This is a genomic window from Enterobacter sp. PL1 (assembly GCF_945957325.1).
GTDB lineage: Bacteria > Pseudomonadota > Gammaproteobacteria > Enterobacterales > Enterobacteriaceae > Enterobacter > Enterobacter roggenkampii.
Window position 1 is genome coordinate 1 of sequence record NZ_CAMFKT010000035.1, and the last position, 16,913, is coordinate 16,913.

A 16,913-nucleotide genomic window follows, 5' to 3' on the forward strand; every position below is an offset into this window, starting at 1 on the left:
GCATATACAGTAGTATTTTTACAAAAACAGATCAAGCACAGGCAGTTTTCACTTATAAGAGGATCGGTATGTTTGTTGAACTGGTTTATGACAAGCGTAATGTTGAGGGGCTCGAAGGGGCCAGAGAGATCATTCTGGCCGAGCTGACGAAGCGGGTGCACCAGATTTTCCCTGATGCCGAAGTAAAGGTAAAGCCGATGCAGGCAAACGGCTTGAATAGCGATGCAAGCAAAAGCGATCGGGAAAAACTGAACCGCATGCTGGAGGAAATGTTTGAAGAGTCCGATATGTGGTTGGTTTCTGAGTTCCCGACCGTTCGCCAGGTTGGACTTTAAGTACCTATCTGGTGATATTCGTGATGATTACACGGGCATGAATACTGAAAAACTAGCCGTAGCCCGATCCTGAACTTGATGGGCTGCGGCTGTTTATTTCCTTAGTCTGGAAGTGTCGGCCAGCCTGGTTTTTCAGCGCGCAGATCGACACGGCTAAGCAGCACACGATAACGCTTCCAGGCCAGCAACCTGGCTTTTTCATCATCACTCGCCAGATCAACATCTACCGCTTCCTGCAGAGATTCGATAATGGCATCAGCTTTTGTTCTCTGTTCTTGTTGCACGGAGAGGTTGTCCAGATAAGGGATAAACGGGCGTGCCCCTTCTACAAGGGTTTCACCGTCTACCAGACTTTCAGACCCACTCACCGCACGGTAACTTGTTTCCGTTACAGCCCAGTATTCTTTATCTGGCATAGGTATAGCCTCCAATATCGAGATAGAGCCCACCACCAGACACGGCGGACAGGTATTGATAAAAAATGTTAGGGTACGAGCGGAACGGGATCTCCGCTGTAAACTTCCCGTTAATCGGTACGTTGATCATATCGCCTGACGCTTCATTAGTACTGCCGATAGCCGCCACACCTGCGGTAGCGCCGTTGTTGGCAGAAAGTAAACAGGTAAGCGCTGTGACTGGGTTAAGTGAGCTGACGTCTACAGCCGTCCTCGGTGTCGCTGTTCCTCCGGCTAATACGCGGTTGACGGTGTACCATGAACCCTGCAGAAAAGCCCTTCCATCAACCGTGTTAACCCCGCGCACGCCGTTCGATGCATCGACACGGAAACTGCCGAGATATCTGCGTGACGTATCACCTGTCTTTGTATGCGCCGGATAAGCATATGGTGTTGGCACTGTGGTGGAGATTTCAATCGCAGGCGTTCCATTGTTTGAATACAGGTAAACGTGATACCAGGTTGACGCTGTGGTCGCCCCGATATTTGCCGTAACTGGCGCCGATACTTCCAGGGGAGCGCCTGTTGAGGGGATTACAGCTGCGCCAGCAGAAACCGTTACTGTCGTTGTCGACACGGTCAAATCTAACCCACGGATAAAGCGCTTATTGATCGAATCAGTTACACGAGTGTTTACCTGCTCAATTCTTGCCGCCAGTGTTGCGGCATCCATGCTGCCGGGGTTATTGATGCGGCCAAAGAGTTGTCCCCAGATAACACCAACGGCACGCGCTGCCAGAATATCGCTGGCGGTGTCTTTATAGACATCACTTGCCCTGGAAAGGTCAATACTCACCTGTGATGCGGTAGTAGTTGAAGCGCTTCCCGCCTGAGCGCTGTTTGGATAGGTATTCGTGGGCGCGAATACACCGCCGGTTGATGCTGTATTAGCAAAAACACCCGTTCCGGACGCGCCGATCGTGCCTTTAGCGTTTGGCGCTTCCCCATGGAAAATGCCAGCCTGAGCTGTTGTACCACCGGTTAATGCCAGCTGCGCAATAGAGCCAGCCTGCACACCATTGTAATCAGGGCAGCGGAAGTGGTCCGCATCAACCTCTGCGAATGCCTGACGCAGCTTAGGGTCTGCCAGCCATTGAGCGTTAGTGACCACAGGTAGTGATCCTGAGGTCATTGCGGCCTTAACGCTGGTGTAGGTCGCATAAGGTAATATCTGCCCGTCATACGCAACGCCACCAGTGGGGATTGTTGCGCGCGTGGGCGAATACATTGGCAGACCGAGCGGGATAGTGGCTACGCCATTTATGGCAGCAAGCGCGGCTTCAACATCACCGATAGCAATACGATCTGCTTCTGCTTCCTGAGCTGATTGGGCCGCGTCAGTCTTTGACTGTGCAGCACTGGCTTCTGACTGAGCCGCGGCATCAGCTTTCTGCGTTGCTGTGGTCGCTGCGCTTTCGGAGGCGGTTTTATTCTGCGCAACCTCTGTCTTATCCAAAGCTACCTGTTGCGCGTCCACATGAATCTGAGCGGCCAGGATTTGCAGAGCATCCACATCGATGCTGTTAAGTAACTCGACAATCTTCAGCCATGACGGGCCGGAGAACGTTGAACCGTCAGGGAGCCTGACAGTGATGTTACCATCGTCACTGAAGATAGCCTGCCAGTTCTGCTTGTCATAGTTCAGACCACGCAAAGCTTCCGTTGTCTGTGCTACCAGCTCTGCCGTTAACTGGTTTTGCGTGGCGCGGGGAATAGCATTCCATGCAGCACCTGACTGCGTCGGGCCGGGAAAGGCGCGAATGAGCGTTAATGATGCCGGGCTTTCAATTGATTTTACCGGGAGCGTATAAGTGATACCGCCAACTATGGCGACTACAAAATCACCTGCAGCAAGTTCAGTATTGAATGCGGTTCCAGAACCGGCGACGATATCAGAGCCATTCGTAAGTGTTAATGTACCAGCTGACATTGCAAAACCTCCTGAAATGACATGAAAATAAACAGAAATGCGGCGTGTATCTATGTTCATGCAGCATGGAATAGTTACAATGCTGCAAAACACATAAAAGAGTAAAAAATGAAACTAAGAACTTTTTTAATTGCAATGCTTCCGCTTGTACTATCTGGATGTGTTAAGCACAGTAAAGAATATAATTTCCAAATGGATTATCCTGTCGATGCTGCCCGTTTATCACTGGGTGGCGATGTTAATGTGCAGATTAACTGCGCAGCCAGACAAATGGATGTTATTTCTGATACAAGCGATGGGCTTTTCAGTCGCCATATTTATAAACGCCTCAGTAATATCTGTTATAAGAAAACAGACAGCATGAATGTGATTTATCATTTCAATGCGGATAAAGGTGTTAAGCAAAATATGATAGCAACTCAGTATCCGCGTGTTCCGCCAAAGTCAGATCCCAACGAACTGAGCAAGAGGGATTCTGATCCCCTGATTTTGTAACGTTTGCCCCCAGCTTTTTTGATTTTTTGAAATGTACCGGCCATGCAATTGTGAGCCGGTCCACTTCAGAGTGATACCTGAATAACCGACAACAGTTCCATCATCACTTAAATTTCCAGGGCAGTTATTGACCAGAATCCACGGGTTAAAGCCTGGGGTTACGATAAAGGTGTTGTTCTGAAGATCATAACCAGGTGGAACATCAAAAAACCCCATTATTCTTGGCATCTTAGACGCTGAAACGGCACTCCAGATGAGTTCACCCGCACCGTTGAAAACATCAAGATAACCACTCTCCAGAGCAGCATTCCTGCTGGTGCGGATCATCATCCCAGCATAGTCCTCAAGAATTTCGGCGCCTGGCATACCATACTTATTTGGTGAGAGTTGTAACCATCTTAAATTACCGTCATTCCAGAACTCTTGCGGTGTATAGCCCAGCGTACTGCCATCTCCGAAAGGGCTATCTATTCTGTAAGCACCTTTGCTTTGTACTGTGCCGAGGGTTCTCTGATCATAGAAAAGTGTTCCCCTGTTATCTGAGTCAACTGTAATTTTCCCGCTCTCGTTGTAAACCTCGAATCCGCTCATTGGAAATTATAAATCTCCACATTAAGTGTTCTTGGAAATGGTACCCCATTAACCGGAAGATACATGGCAGTAAAACCGCCGTTAAAAGCGCGACAAAAAAACTCATTCACGTCCAGCCCCTGAGTGACAATGGTAATGAATGAACCATCCTGAGAGACTCCGGAGAAAGGGATATTTTTCGAACTTTCGCCGGTGGCAAAAGTTACGCTCGCACTACCAATATAACGAATGGAGAAATCAGACAGGTCGACAACTATGCGACCTGCTGAATCCCAACATTGAAGTCCCTGCGGCATCACCATAACCCCATACGGACACGGAGGACATTGTTACTGTCGTAAATACGGATAAGCTGATTATTTATAATCATCCTCCCTCCGCCAGCAACACCGTTAATTTCAAAATTACCGTTTTTATCCAGACGCCATCCCTGATTACCCGCGACATAGTTATTAGACTGGATAAAAGCACCGATTTTTGCATTGGTTATTGTCCCATCCTGAATGAATGCCGAGCTGATAAACACCTGACCATTCACCACTGCGAAAGGAGAATATTGCGTATCTCCACTGCCACTCATCAGCACAAACTGGTTAGCGTTGAAACCGACCCGCGTCACAACAGGTTTGCCAGCCTCAGCCAGCACGGCAATGGACATCCCGGCGTTATACATCACATCGTTGATGCGAACCCCTGCCTTCAGGGTATAAATCGCTGTGGCGCCGTCCGCATCAACAACTGCGGTAAGCTTATCTTCAAGCGTTGCCGTGACGTCCTCAATTTGCGCCTGGACAGTCGTGGAGAGTTCAGCCATAGCTTTATCGACTTCGGCTATTGTCGTTCTGACAATGAGGATTTCAGCACGAACCTCACCATACTGCGCCCACTGATGATCAACCGTAGCGTTGTTCGCCAGTGCGTTTTGCAGTGCTGCTTCCAAATCTGTATCGATATCGCTTGTAAGCCGTTCGCCATCAGCAGAGCTCAGGAAGTCATCGGCTATATCACCAAGATAATCATCGGCGTTATCGTTAGACATGCCGCGAATCCAGTCGGTATAGCCTGATTCATTTCCTGTTTTGTCCACCAGCTGCGCGCGATACCAGAATTCCTGCCCTGCCCTCAGTCCAAGCTGAGTATATTCAGCAGATGGGTAAGGCACGTCTGACAGAAGTAGCGGATCTGAAAAGTCACTGTTGGCTGTGTACTGGATTTCTGTTTTTAGCGTATCGCCGGTGTTTGCCGGGAATCCCCAGTTCAGACGAATACCCCAGTTAATGCCAGTGGCCATGAATCCCACAGGCTTCGGAGGGTTGCCTACTTTACCTGTCAGCGCCTTTTCTTCTGAATACCCCCATCCTGATGATATTTCGGCAGCATTGATGGCGCGCACGCGCACCAGGTAACGCCCTGCATAAATTCCCGGAACATCGAATGACGTAGTCGAGCTGCGCGGCATGTTCACCCAGTTCCCGTCGTTACGGCGCCACTGTGCCTCATAGGCGATGGCATTTTTTGCCTGGTCCCAGCTTACGCGCATGGTTTCGACGCTGATATTCTGCTGAACCACAGAAAACGAGCTGATCACGATGTTGGCTGGTGCGGACTGGTTTCCCGGCGGAATAACACTAATCGGCCGCTGATCGATAATCGCGCCGGTATCAATTCTGGCGTATTTGTCAGGGTCATGAAATGCCGCAGTGATTGAGAAGGTACCATTATTGTTATCGCTCACACTGACAACGCGGTACTGTTGCGCGTAGAGCTCGTTTGATTCCACCAGCCAAACTGCTTCAGGCTGTGGCGTCTCACTGTACGTGGTTGTGACAGTTACCGATTCACCGTTTACCGCCTGAATGGTGCGGCTCTGCGAAGCTCCTGATGGAAGGTTCAGAATAAGGCGATCACCTGCAGTCGCATCAGGAACACGATCAAGCCTGATAACTCGACCGTTAACTTCGCTAATGCGGCCCCCCATTACCTTTCCGGACAGCAGTTCGTCAGCCACGGCGATGATGTAGCCTGGTTGTGGTATGTTTCCGTCCAGGCCTACATCAAACGAAACAACGCGGTCCTTGTTGTTGGTGAGAATGCCCCAGCGCCCCTTTCGGTTTGCCTCTGACTGCCTGGTGCAGCCGATGGCGGTCATTTCCAGTTGGTTAAAACCGTACCGCGCAACCAGCGCCTGCTCAAATACCGGCTCCATAGCGTCGGCATAGGCATTATCTGGATCGGACCATGATACCAGCGCAGTAGTGTATCGGCTTTTCGTGGTGCTGCTCGAATAGGTGAAGCGACCATCAATAACGTTTGCACGCGTGTAGCTGTAATCAACATCACGAGGCATATCAGCCAGAGCAACAATTTGATTGCCTCCCCAGTAGGTCATGCCCCGGAAGATAGCGGCAAAATCACGCAGGACTGTGTAGGCGTCGTTCCGGTCCTGAATGTACACGTTGCAGGTATACCGTGGTTCGGTACCGCTGCCACCCTTTCCGTCAGGAACTCTCTGATCACAATACTGAGCTACCTGATACAGCGTCCATTTATCGATATTTGCCGCGCTGAGCCGGTGACCAAGTCCGAAGCGGTCAGAAACCACCAGGTCGTAAAAAATCCACGCCGGGTTATCGGTCCATGCCCATTTAAACGCCCCGGTCCATGTGCCTAAGTAGGTTCTGGTTTCAGGATCGTAGTTATCAGGAACGCGAATAACGCGCCCGCGTGGCTCGCATGAGATCTGCGGGATAGAGCCGTTGAACTGGCTTGAATCAAACTCAATATAAAGCAATGCTGTGTTCGGGTAGCGCAGTTTGGCGTCGATCACCTCAGTGAAGCTCTGCAGCGTCATCGTGTCGCCGATCCTCGCACTATTGGCATCGGCTGTAATCTTACGCAGTCTGATTGTCCAGGTGCTGCCCCCCTGTGGTAAATCAATTCGGTGGCTGCGCTCGTAACCTGATGTCGTTTTCCCGGTCACACTGGTATTGAGTACCGTATGCCAGATACCGCCGTCAGTCTGCAGGTCGATAGCATAGTTTATTGAGTAGCCGACTAGATCACCGTCGTTTTCCTGTTTAAAGAGTGACGGCCATTTCAGACGCAAGCGAACCGCTGAAAGCTGCGTGTTGGTGAATGTGCGCGTCCAGGCTGTAGTGCTGGATACTTCGGTACCAACGCTGATTTCGTTTTCGGTACCAGGAATGCCCTGGATGTAATTTTGCGCCTGCGTTCCTGCGCGAAATTCCCAGGTCACACCGCTGAAGTTTTGGGAGCCGTCGGCGTTCTGCAGCGCCGTCCCGTCCAGATAGATATCTTTGCCGGTTAGCTGCCCTGTAAACTCCCCTTCCCCAAGCGCAACGAGGATTTTTGCCTTCGCTACAGATTGCAGATCATCAGGCTGTTCGGTAGGGGTTCGGGAACTTGAGCTGCCGCCCTTGCGGCCCTTTAACACTTTTTCTGTAGCCATATTGCGCCCATAAAAAAACCACCCGGAGGTGGCTTACTTCTGAAGAAAATTAGTTAGATGTTTGTTTCGCTAAATGGGTTTACAAAGTCAGCTTCAGCTCTGAAAAACGGACAATCGCTTGTAGTCGTTACTGATACAGGATGACCGTTATCCTCAATGTCATATAGCTTGGAATATTTATCAGAAACTTTTCCTGAAAAATTCTCGCGGCAAATAAAATCTTCGCCACGTGTTACTGTTACTTTTGCACTCCCACCGATTAAAATGCCTTCATCGACTCGCTGCAGGCCTGAAATAGTCAATCTCAAGTGTTTTTTCATTGCTGATCCTCGACATAAATTCCGGCAGAAATAATCGCTCCACCTATCAGCCGGCGGCCATATAGGAGCGGTACCGGATAGCCTTGCGCCGCGGTGTTTGTTACACCACCGAATGCGTAGGATGCGCGGTTATCTGCGCTTTGTTTACTGGCTAATCCGGTTGGCTGAGGTGATAGCATTTGGACAACACCACCAAGGATCAAAGCGCCACCAGCTTGATAGAAAAATGGTGATGCTCCTGCAAATGGTGTGAAATTCAATACCACCCCTACTGCTACTAATACCGCACCTAAAATAGTTTGTAATACACCTGCTTTTTTACTTCCAATCGGTACTGGTACTATTCTTATAACCTCACCCTTAACAGGAAAACCTAATTCATCAATGCCTATATTTTTCTTGCCGCGAAAAACTGCATAAGAAAGTCCTCTTTGCTTGCTCGTATTCATGAATTTTTCGAAACCATTAATCGTAGCAGATAAGGCTTTGCAGGCTTCTTGTGTTGTGCTTATCGAGCGATAATGTGTTTTACCAAAAGTCTTTCCGAGAACGCCGCCAAGTTCAATGCGTGTCATTACATCCGACATGAATCACCCCGATAAAAAAGCCACCCGAAGGTGGCCTTTTAGTATTAAAAATTGATTCTAGTTTATCGACATCGGGAGTATGTCCACATTCCCACTTTGGTCGATAAATATCCTTAAAGCTCGTGGGTCATTTTCTTTTATTGAAAACTCCCGTTCTTTTTTAGGTGCGCCATTACATAGGCCTTTCCCGGCAAACCCTGCTCCAACCAATACATCGCCAGGGTTTAAGAAAGCAGTGACTTTTTCCCCAGTATCAAGTTCAGCCAAATACTTACCATTGATATAGGTTGTTATAGCGCATCCACCAGCAACGAAACCTTTATCGCGAATGATAGTCACGGCAGTTGTGTTTGTTTTCTGTTGAAATTCTTTTGGTGTTGGCACTTCTTTCGCATACTGCGGGAGAACTGGCTCTGTCGAACAACCAGCCATAATTAACAATGAAAATGCCAATAATGTTTTTTTCATATCCCTATCCCCTTTGGTTTTGCAAAAGGTTAGCACAGAGATTTGTAACGTAAAATCTTCATCGTCCTTTCCTGCCAGTAGCCTCCATACGGCACGCGCTGGCTCAGATGTCCATGCAGGTGGTGCAGCAGCAAATTTCCCTCCAGCAGAATTCCCGCGTGATTCCACTTATCGGCCTGGACCTGCATGATCACCATATCGCCGGGTTTCGGTGGTCCGTCGAATTCACGGAATCCGCACTCATACCAGCAATCCTGATAGAAGTTGTCCGGATAGTCATTTTCCCACCAGGGATAATCAACCCGGTAATCGTGGAGCTCAATACCATGTGTTTGCCGGAAATAGCTCATTACCAGCCCCCAGCAGTCGAAGTGACCAAGCACGAATGGACGCTCCAGCAGCGGAAGTTCTCCGCGCGGCTGGATGGTGCGTAAATCCCCCTCAGGCCAGCTAACGATATGCCAAGGTAAAAGCGTTGCATCGCATTGCGCTTTATCCAGTTCGCTCGGCTGTGTCGTGGCATCAGGGTGACTATGAGCGATGGCGATCACCGTCCCCCAGTCCTCAGCAACTGCGTAATCTTCCGGGCAAAGGACAAAATTGTCCTCCGGCGCCGCGGCAAGATTCCGGCAAGGGAAATACCGCTCAACGCGGCTTTTCTGCGCCACCACGCCGCAACACTCGCGAGGATATTCAGCTGCAGCATGCGCCATAATCGCATCGATGGTTTTCTGACGCATATCAACTCCTGATCAAAGACGTGCCCGGGAAGCCACCAAACGAGAGTTCGTTATTTTCACCGAATCGGAGTTTGCAAGCCGTCAGCGTGCCGTTGCATTCATCCAGCGACGGATCGCTTACCGGATTGTTGTTTTTGTCGAAATATCGGGTTCCGGCATAGTCGCAGCCGTCGCCGGTGCGATACTTGTTCCTGATGCACCAGGTGCACAGAGAATGAAGCTGCCGCGTAGGGATCATTTGCCCCTGCAGGTCCATCGGGCTGGATAGCGTGAACTCAACAACTTCGTTGGTTTCACTGCTCTTTGCATCAATGTAAAATACTTTCACCTTTTCCTGAGTAGGGTCTGCCGTGGGGTTCCCGCCTGGAAAATTTAGGGCATCAAGGTAGCTGGCCAACGTATCATGGATCGTGACCTTCGCCTGCAACAGATCATCATAGGCAAGACAGAGCGCAGTTATAGAGCTGTCGAGGTTAGCCACCGATAATTTAGGCTGCGCGCTGCTCCCACTGGTGGAAACCTCAATCCCCTCAATCTGGCAGGGCCACGCTTTATATTCCTGCCCCTGCCACCAGATGGATTTCGCAGGCAGTTTACTTTCATCCCCACCAGCAGCATCAATCTCTTCTGGTGTATGCGCGATATTATGCGCATGGAAGAAAAGCACATCTGACATTCCGAAGGCCGTACCATCGACAGAAAAAAGCCGGACTTCATTGCCCGGCTCGAGTTTTTGATAATCAGCATGAAGGCTCATGGTGCAAATGCCTGTTCAAACGTTGCGGTTACGGTTTCCACTTTTTTATTCAGGGTGACTCGCTTAAGGCTGTCAGCCTCAACACGCCAGAGGGCTAAATCACCACCAGGTGGAGTGAATGTGAAAGACTTGGTTTTATGCCTCCGCAGAAATGAATGAATCTCTCTGGCTATTACCGGATCGCCAGTAAAAGAAAAGGCATAATTTAGAACCTCATCGTTCAGGCCAGAACCACTTACCTGCTTGTACCCATCACCGAACTGTGCCGTTCTGACTGTATCTTTGCTGCTCAGAGTGGGCTGGCTTGCTGCCTGAATCTTCCATGCAAAATGCTCTATGGCCATCATTTACCTCGGTTTAGTGGCATTCCAGATGATTCCCCCAGGCCTTGTTTCGCGCGCGATGCCTTCGCGGACCGAACGATCAACCACTTTCTGATAAGCCTGAGCAAGTGCACCATCACCACTCTGTTGCTGCTTCGTATCGTTAGACTGCGCTGTAGTCACTGAAACGGGTGCGTAAACGTTAATCCCACCGATACCAGAAGCTGCTGCGCTCCCCCCGCCGACCAGACCACCGGATGCATACCCGCGCATCAGCCGATAAAGATTGGCCACGCCGATGCGGCTGGTTGACTCTTTGGTGAAGACGAACTCCCCGCGGTGAACGATACCGGCTGGCTCGTACTTGCCACCATGCCCGGTAAAGCCGCCTGCGTCAAAGCCCGTAGGGCGGAAAGACGGTACCGAAAAAGACTGACCTGCAGATGCTGTATTGGTACCACCACTCACCCAGCCCATCGCGCTCTGGATGGTGTAGGCCACCAGCAGCTGGTTGATAACGGAGACAATCATTTTGAGGATCGACGTCGTAAAGTCCCTGAAGCTCGCCTTTCCGGTTGTTGTCAGGCTGGTAAGCTGGCCCGCCAGCCCGCTGAACGTTGCCTGCGAAATCTGCTGTACCGAGCTGAAGACGTTTGTCGCTGAATCCTGATACTCAGCCCAGCCCTGCTTAGCACCGGCAAGCCAGTTTGCGCGCAGGGCATCTTCTGCCTCAAAAGTTGCCCTTTGCTCTTCGAGAACCTTTTGCTGTGCCTGAGGATTGTAGGAATAGCTCTCACTGAGACGCTGCAGGGTGGATTGTCGTCCGGCCTCGCGGGTGGATACCCCCTCAGACTGAGCCTGCAAACCCGCCCTGGCGGCTTTTTGCTGCTGCTCAAACTTCATGGCCTGATCGGCCAGCTGGTTGAGCTTTTGCTGACTGGCAACCTTATCGCCCAGGTCGGCCAGCTGCCGCTTGTACTCGAGCGTTTCTTCCTTGTGCGTCAGCAGGGATTTTTCCTGCGCCGTAAGCTGACGACGACCAGCAGCCTCCTGCAGAACGGTGAATTGATTTTCAGTTTGCCAGAGGTCCTGACGCTGTTTGCTTATGACGTCGTTTACGCTGGTATGCTGCTCGAGCGTTTTAAGCTGGGCCTGAAGGGTGAGGAGTTCGGCCTGGGCCTTTTCCTCGGCCTTGTCTCCGGCGGGCGTTGAATAGCTCTTGCCTTTCGGCGTTTTGACGTCCTTAAACTGCTTTTCAATCCCGGCGCGGGCCGCGGCAATGTCTTTTTCAGTCCACAGCGTGGCGACACCGTCTTTCGCATCCTGGCGGTTTTTCTCAATAAGCTGACTGAGCTTTTTCTCTGCTGAAGCCCGCTTTTCTGCCGTCGTCGCGCCGGACTCCACCAGCTGGTTAAACTGCTGCTGGCTGCGGATTGCCTGAGCCTGCTGGTCCGTCCGCATTTTTTCCCGCGCGGCTGCCAGCCCTTCCTGAGCGTATTGCTGATCGGCAAGATCGTAAGCCCGCTTTTTCAGCTCCACCTGCTGGCGCGCGTTTCTCAACCTTTCCGCATCAGCTTTCTGCAGAACGTTGTTACCGGCATAGTCCGGGTCGACCTTAAGATTGCTGGACAGTGCGCGGTACTCTTTCTCTGCTGCCTGCCATACAGCAAAAGAATCCTGGCGCTTCATCGCGGTGTCAGGATTACGCCCTATGCCAAGCATCGCATCCCATGCGCCGGATGCGGCATTCTTCACCCAGTTCCAGGCTTTTTCGAGGGAGCCAAGATTATCCTCGACCGCCCCTGCGCGCTGAATGACCGCGTCAGAATATGCCCGCATGGCCAGCTCGGCAGCTTTCTGCGAATCCCCCAGCGCCTGAGCAGAAGCTATCTGCTCATACTGGGTGGCTGTCAGGAAATGAAGGGAATCGTTGAGCGTCGCGACCGCGTTAACCGGATCATCCCTCAGGCGTTTAAACTGATTTATGGTTTCGTCAACAGCCTGCCCGGTAGCCTGCTGCAGCCTGGCGGCAACATTGCTGACCATGCTAACGTCATTACCGCTGAACGCGCCGCTTCCAACGACCTGCGCCAGCACGCCTGCAGCGGCATGCTGCGTGATACCATTACCGGCCAGCGAGCGCGCCAGCGCCTGAAGTTGCCCTGACGTTTTCCCCGCGTAGTTCCCGGTCAGGATCAGCTGCCTGTTAAATTCCTCAGACTCTTTGCTGCCGTCATACCAGGCCTTACCCAGCCCGAATACCGCCGCGGCAATCCCACCAACCAGGCCGGCGATCCCCATGCCGCGCAGCGACAGCAGCTGGTCTATCCATCCTGCCCGGTTCGCCAGCGTGATCCCAGAGCCGCGTAGCGCACCGAAGTTACCGCGCATGACCTCGCCGATCAGTATTCCCAGTTCCTGACGTGCGGCAGCACTTTGCAGCCCCAGACCGTGCGTGGCGACTTTGGCAGCTTCGAGCTTGCGGATATAGACCTCAGCCGCATCGCTTGCACCAACCTGCGCTGCCTTCATGCGCAGCAGCTCGGTACCGGAGAGCTTTTGTTCTGCAACCTGTTGCTTCAGCTGGCTGAGGAATCGCGTACGCGCGGCGGCCGATTTTTCCTCCACGACCTGCAGTTCTTTTTGCCGGGCCGTGGTTCGGGAAATAAGGGCAAGATAATCCTGCTGGGTGATGTTGCCCTGTGCCCTGGCTGCGCGAAAGCGCGCCTGCACGTTCGCAAGCGACTGTGTTTCACCATTGAGCTGGCGAACGCCGTCAATCTGGCGGAAAAAGGATGCCGCCAGTTCATCCTGTCGACGGGCAAGCGCTGCGGCCTGCCCGTCATTCTCACGCATGCGCTGATTTAGCTCGGTAACGCGGCGGTGAGTTTCATCAACGGACTTTGAAACGCTCTGCCAGTCTTTGGTCAGCCCTTCCGTTGCGGCCGACTGACGGGCTTTCATGTCTGCGGCCGCCGCCGCGCCAGCGTCGCCCACACTCTTTAGTGCAGCGCTCTGACGGTCCGCAGCACGCTGCATTCGCGCCTGAACTTTATCAGACTCATCCGCCATTCCTGTCAGTTGCCCTTTGATTCGGGCGACCTGCTCGCTGAAGGTTGCGCGGTCAACATCCAGCTTAATAACCAGATCGCTAATCTGCTGGGCCATATCGGATACCTCCTGTTATCCCCTCAGCGGCGGTCATCAGCGTGTCATCATCCGGCTCGTCATCGCTGATGACGACATCCGAAGGAGAAAGCAGGCTGAAATGTGCGGGGGTAAGTTCCGGGTCGCGGAAGAAAAGAGTGGAAATGGAATAAAGCAGCTCTGAGAAATGCGCATCGAGCTGCGCGTCCTGAAAATAATGCTCCCGGTAGAACTGGTGCCAGTCGCCCAGCTCACTGGAAGTCATTCCAGCCAGCATGGCGCGCCAGTCGGGTCGCCCGAACTCGCGCGCCAGATTCAGGACAAACTTTAGCTCGCTGGCAAGGGCTTTTCCGCCGTAACGGGTTCAGCACTTTCGGCCTCCACGGAGGCATCCGGATCGGCAACGTTGTCATCATCAACCGGAACGAGCATGCCGGAGAGCAGCTTTATTTCCATTTCTGCTTTACCGATCGCCTCCGGCGGCCAGCCGCTAAGCACCTGCTGATAAAGCGTTTCCACATCCGTGCCAGCCTGATCGTTATGCCACAAAGACATCGCGATCAAACGCGCACCGCAGCGAATATTTGAGCCAATCAGCCTGGCCGTCATTTCCTGATCGCTGATGCCGTCGCTCTCAGCGCTGACGGCCTTTTCCTCTGCGGCCATAAACGTGATGTACTCAATACGCTGCAGCGCCGACAGCTCGAAGATGGTCAGTGATTCTGTTTGCCAGGTGAACTTATCTTTTTTCAGAAACATGCGTCCTTCCTTACGCTGCAGTTACGGTGACTTTGCAGACCGCAACGAAATTACCGTCGCTGGTCATAACAATAACGTCAGCGGTGCCTGCCGCCACGCCGGTGACGGTGATCGCGTTGCCGCTAACGGTGACCGTTGCTTTTGCCCCGTCTGAGGTTGCCACGCGGAACGAGGTATCTGAGGCGCTGGCAGGGTTAACCGTCACATTGAGCGTTGTGGTTGCGCCGACGACCACGCTTGCCGTGGCTTTATCGAGCGTAACGCCGGTCACGGGGATATTCGGGGTACCGCTTTCTTCTGCCAGTTCCGGCTTGCCGGTATTGGTGATTTTCGCTGTACGGGTAATGACCTCTTTTGCCGGAATGGCTTTACCCAGGCTGCTGCACCAGCCGCGGAAAACGTCGACGGTACCGTTCGGGTATTTGATTTTGTAATAGCGTACTGAGCCATCAATAAACCATGCGACCAGGTCTTTTTGCCCTTCTTCACCCGGCTTCCAGGCGAGGGTGAACGAGGTATCGCCAGCAGATTTTGCCCCCTGGGCGGTGGCGTTCCAGTCGGCATCCTCGTCGTCGAGGTAAGTGTCGTCATAAGATTCGGCGGTCATTTCGCCCGGCGTAAGTTCTTTGATTTTCGCCAGGCGATTCCAGTCGATATCAGAGAGTGGGTTAGCGAAAGCGTTGCCCGTTCCGGTGTAAAGCCAGAGGGTGGTACCGGCGCCTTTTACAGGAGCAAGTGGATTTGGTGTTGGCATGTTTTCCTCACATTTCGTAAGTGATTGAATATTTCATATCGGCGGAGGTCCACAGCCCCATCGCATCATCGCGCTGGTAATCGAAGCCTTGTGGAACCATGAGCGTTAACAGTGAATCGAGGCCGGGAACATCAGCGAGGGCCGGATAGATATGGCTTTCCATCCATTCATCCAGTTCGGAATCTGGTACCTGCGAGGACAGGAAGACCTCGATATGTAACGTTGCCGCCCACATATCGGCATCAAGTTCTTCGCCGGTATACTCCGCATCGGTCAGATAGACCGCGACGGCAGGAAAATCCTCCTCCTCAATGACAGCCGGACGCCCGTCAAAAAACATGACGTCGATCCCGATGGCCTCTTCAAGCACATCAATAATTTTCTGGCGAATGAGAGTGTGTTTCATCGTGTCAGATGCAACCTCAGTTGTTGCCTGAGGGCATAGCCAAGTTGTTTTGGCATTTCCTCTTCAAGCATGCGTTTCTTCTCTGCTTCGAAAGCAGTAGTGAGGGGCGCGGACAATGGGATTTTGACCACGTCGATGGGATAACGACTTTTTCCTGCAATGCGCTTCATGACGTGCCAGCGGCCGTTCGCCAGGCGCTGGATAAAGGCGTCGCGAAAAACATAACGGCCAATTCTCAGCACGCTACTTTTTCGAACCAGCGGGCCTTTTCGGTTCGTCGCCCTGACCTGCGCGGCACCGAGTTTGATGGCGGGAAGGTTGCCCCGGTTAACCTTAATTCGGGCCGCTGAGTGCCCTGACGCCGAGGCTTTGTTGATTCTCACCCTTTGTCTGACCAGCTTTACAGGTATCCCCGAAACGCGGTTATCACCGGCTACCGTTTCTTTCGCCACTCTTCGGACGGCAACCGAGACGCCATTAGCAGCAACCCGGTTCACAGCCCATGCGCTGGCATTGGGAACCATATTTCTGTCCAGGCTATCCAGGTTAGCAATCGCCTGCTCAAGACCTTTTATCGACATGAATGCTCCTTAACGACGCCGCGATCCGCCGGGAGGTGATCCACTACCCAGCCATACATGGCAGGAACCGCAATCATCCGGGCCCACGCGATCAACCCAAAATTCACGCCCGTTTACCTTCAGCGTGTCCAGACGTTCCAGCCCGCTTACATCCGATGAGTTCACAAAAAACGTCGGCCTGGTTCCGTCAATTCTGATCCCCGCTTCTGCGAAACCGATGTTCTCTGGATCGTCAAAGACCCCGCGGAGCGTGACGCCGGATAAAGATCCAGAGGTTATCCTTGCCTCTGCGCCCATCACTCCACGTATAGTGGTATCCGCGCGCGCCATCGCTTCATCAAAAAGATTATCGAAATCAGCCATTAAGCCCCCTGTCAGACTTCCCGGGCCAGCCCCTGAGAAATCAGTTCGGTAGCCTCCGCTTCGGTCACGCGAATAACGACACCAGGCTCAACAATATAGAGGGACTCGTTGCGTGTGGCGTGAAGTGCATCAATGTGCAAGGTCACCAGTGTCTCAACCGCCACCAGCTCGCCGGGCTCATTTGACGCAGGATTCTCGGTAATAGAGCCAGAGGTGTTCTCTGGGCCGGGCTGGCCCGAAGTGCTGATAGCAGTAGTGCTGGCAACTGACACCTCATCGCCCTCTTCTCCGTCTTCGTCGAGTTCCTCTTCGAGCTCAGAAATACGTAACGTAAGCTCCTGGATGGTGCCTGTGACGTTGACCTCACGATCAAGCTTTACGCCCAGCTCTTTCAGTCGGGCGATAAGGGTTTCTTTTTCTGTCATGGGAAATA

21 protein-coding genes are annotated in these 16,913 nt (G+C 52.3%); 2 read left to right on the forward strand and 19 right to left on the reverse strand.

Annotated elements, in window-relative coordinates:
* Positions 1-68 precede the first annotated feature (68 nt).
* Positions 69-335 (forward strand): DinI family protein, encoded by a 267-nt coding sequence (locus tag N6P30_RS21775; protein ID WP_023292714.1) that lies wholly within the window; start codon positions 69-71, stop codon positions 333-335.
* A gap of 101 nt (positions 336-436) precedes the next feature.
* Here N6P30_RS21775 and N6P30_RS21780 read toward each other — a convergent pair whose 3' ends face one another.
* Positions 437-751 carry a tail fiber assembly protein gene (locus N6P30_RS21780; protein WP_023292715.1) on the reverse strand — a complete coding sequence of 105 codons (315 nt, stop codon included), beginning with the start codon at positions 749-751 and terminating at the stop codon, positions 437-439.
* The gene (locus N6P30_RS24680) at positions 741-2,720 is read right to left on the reverse strand and encodes a hypothetical protein (RefSeq protein ID WP_023292716.1); all 1,980 of its coding nucleotides are present in this window, start codon (positions 2,718-2,720) and stop codon (positions 741-743) included. Before N6P30_RS24680 ends, N6P30_RS21780 begins: the two co-directional genes overlap by 11 nt.
* 108 nt (positions 2,721-2,828) lie before the next feature.
* Between N6P30_RS24680 and N6P30_RS21790 the strand changes: the two genes are divergently transcribed.
* A complete protein-coding gene (locus N6P30_RS21790) occupies positions 2,829-3,215 on the forward strand; it encodes a hypothetical protein (protein ID WP_023292717.1) in 387 nt (128 codons plus the stop codon).
* On the opposite strand, the gene N6P30_RS21795 is transcribed toward N6P30_RS21790, so the two are convergent.
* Genes N6P30_RS21795 through gpFI form a run of 17 tightly spaced genes read right to left on the reverse strand, consistent with a single transcriptional unit; the run spans position 3,165 to position 16,905 of the window.
* Positions 3,165-3,806, reverse strand: a complete 642-nt coding sequence (locus N6P30_RS21795) for a hypothetical protein (protein WP_023292718.1) — start codon at positions 3,804-3,806, stop codon at positions 3,165-3,167. The genes N6P30_RS21790 and N6P30_RS21795 overlap by 51 nt on opposite strands.
* Positions 3,803-4,102 carry a hypothetical protein gene (locus tag N6P30_RS21800; protein ID WP_023292719.1) on the reverse strand — a complete coding sequence of 100 codons (300 nt, stop codon included), beginning with the start codon at positions 4,100-4,102 and terminating at the stop codon, positions 3,803-3,805. Before N6P30_RS21800 ends, N6P30_RS21795 begins: the two co-directional genes overlap by 4 nt.
* Positions 4,102-7,275 (reverse strand): host specificity protein J, encoded by a 3,174-nt coding sequence (locus tag N6P30_RS21805; protein WP_154827309.1) that lies wholly within the window; start codon positions 7,273-7,275, stop codon positions 4,102-4,104. The genes N6P30_RS21800 and N6P30_RS21805 overlap by 1 nt, the downstream gene beginning before the upstream one ends.
* Positions 7,276-7,328: 53 nt before the next feature.
* Positions 7,329-7,595 carry a hypothetical protein gene (locus N6P30_RS21810; RefSeq protein ID WP_023292722.1) on the reverse strand — a complete coding sequence of 89 codons (267 nt, stop codon included), beginning with the start codon at positions 7,593-7,595 and terminating at the stop codon, positions 7,329-7,331.
* The gene (locus N6P30_RS21815; protein WP_032676805.1) at positions 7,592-8,182 is read right to left on the reverse strand and encodes a tail assembly protein; all 591 of its coding nucleotides are present in this window, start codon (positions 8,180-8,182) and stop codon (positions 7,592-7,594) included. The genes N6P30_RS21810 and N6P30_RS21815 overlap by 4 nt, the downstream gene beginning before the upstream one ends.
* A gap of 57 nt (positions 8,183-8,239) precedes the next feature.
* A complete protein-coding gene (locus tag N6P30_RS21820; protein ID WP_203435652.1) occupies positions 8,240-8,650 on the reverse strand; it encodes a hypothetical protein in 411 nt (136 codons plus the stop codon).
* A gap of 29 nt (positions 8,651-8,679) precedes the next feature.
* Positions 8,680-9,390 carry a C40 family peptidase gene (locus N6P30_RS21825; protein ID WP_023292724.1) on the reverse strand — a complete coding sequence of 237 codons (711 nt, stop codon included), beginning with the start codon at positions 9,388-9,390 and terminating at the stop codon, positions 8,680-8,682.
* Position 9,391: 1 nt separating this feature from the next.
* Positions 9,392-10,147, reverse strand: coding sequence for a phage minor tail protein L (locus N6P30_RS21830; protein WP_023292725.1), 756 nt, complete (start codon positions 10,145-10,147; stop codon positions 9,392-9,394).
* Entirely contained in the window at positions 10,144-10,491 is a 348-nt protein-coding gene (locus tag N6P30_RS21835; RefSeq protein ID WP_023292726.1) for a phage tail protein, read from the reverse strand. Before N6P30_RS21835 ends, N6P30_RS21830 begins: the two co-directional genes overlap by 4 nt.
* A gap of 3 nt (positions 10,492-10,494) precedes the next feature.
* Positions 10,495-13,638 carry a phage tail tape measure protein gene (locus tag N6P30_RS21840; RefSeq protein ID WP_023292727.1) on the reverse strand — a complete coding sequence of 1,048 codons (3,144 nt, stop codon included), beginning with the start codon at positions 13,636-13,638 and terminating at the stop codon, positions 10,495-10,497.
* Positions 13,622-13,894 (reverse strand): phage tail assembly protein T, encoded by a 273-nt coding sequence (locus tag N6P30_RS21845; RefSeq protein WP_023292728.1) that lies wholly within the window; start codon positions 13,892-13,894, stop codon positions 13,622-13,624. Before N6P30_RS21845 ends, N6P30_RS21840 begins: the two co-directional genes overlap by 17 nt.
* A gap of 50 nt (positions 13,895-13,944) precedes the next feature.
* Positions 13,945-14,376 carry a phage tail assembly chaperone G gene (gene gpG, locus N6P30_RS21850; RefSeq protein ID WP_023292729.1) on the reverse strand — a complete coding sequence of 144 codons (432 nt, stop codon included), beginning with the start codon at positions 14,374-14,376 and terminating at the stop codon, positions 13,945-13,947.
* A gap of 10 nt (positions 14,377-14,386) precedes the next feature.
* A complete protein-coding gene (locus tag N6P30_RS21855; protein WP_023292730.1) occupies positions 14,387-15,130 on the reverse strand; it encodes a phage tail protein in 744 nt (247 codons plus the stop codon).
* 7 nt (positions 15,131-15,137) lie between these two features.
* Positions 15,138-15,536, reverse strand: coding sequence for a phage minor tail U family protein (locus N6P30_RS21860; protein ID WP_000683284.1), 399 nt, complete (start codon positions 15,534-15,536; stop codon positions 15,138-15,140).
* Entirely contained in the window at positions 15,533-16,117 is a 585-nt protein-coding gene (locus N6P30_RS21865; RefSeq protein ID WP_023292731.1) for a phage tail protein, read from the reverse strand. The genes N6P30_RS21860 and N6P30_RS21865 overlap by 4 nt, the downstream gene beginning before the upstream one ends.
* A 9-nt stretch (positions 16,118-16,126) precedes the next feature.
* Complete coding sequence (locus N6P30_RS21870; protein WP_023292732.1) at positions 16,127-16,480, reverse strand: head-tail joining protein; 354 nt, start codon at positions 16,478-16,480, stop codon at positions 16,127-16,129.
* A gap of 11 nt (positions 16,481-16,491) precedes the next feature.
* Entirely contained in the window at positions 16,492-16,905 is a 414-nt protein-coding gene (gpFI, locus tag N6P30_RS21875) for a DNA-packaging protein FI (protein ID WP_023292733.1), read from the reverse strand.
* Positions 16,906-16,913: the final 8 nt, after the last annotated feature.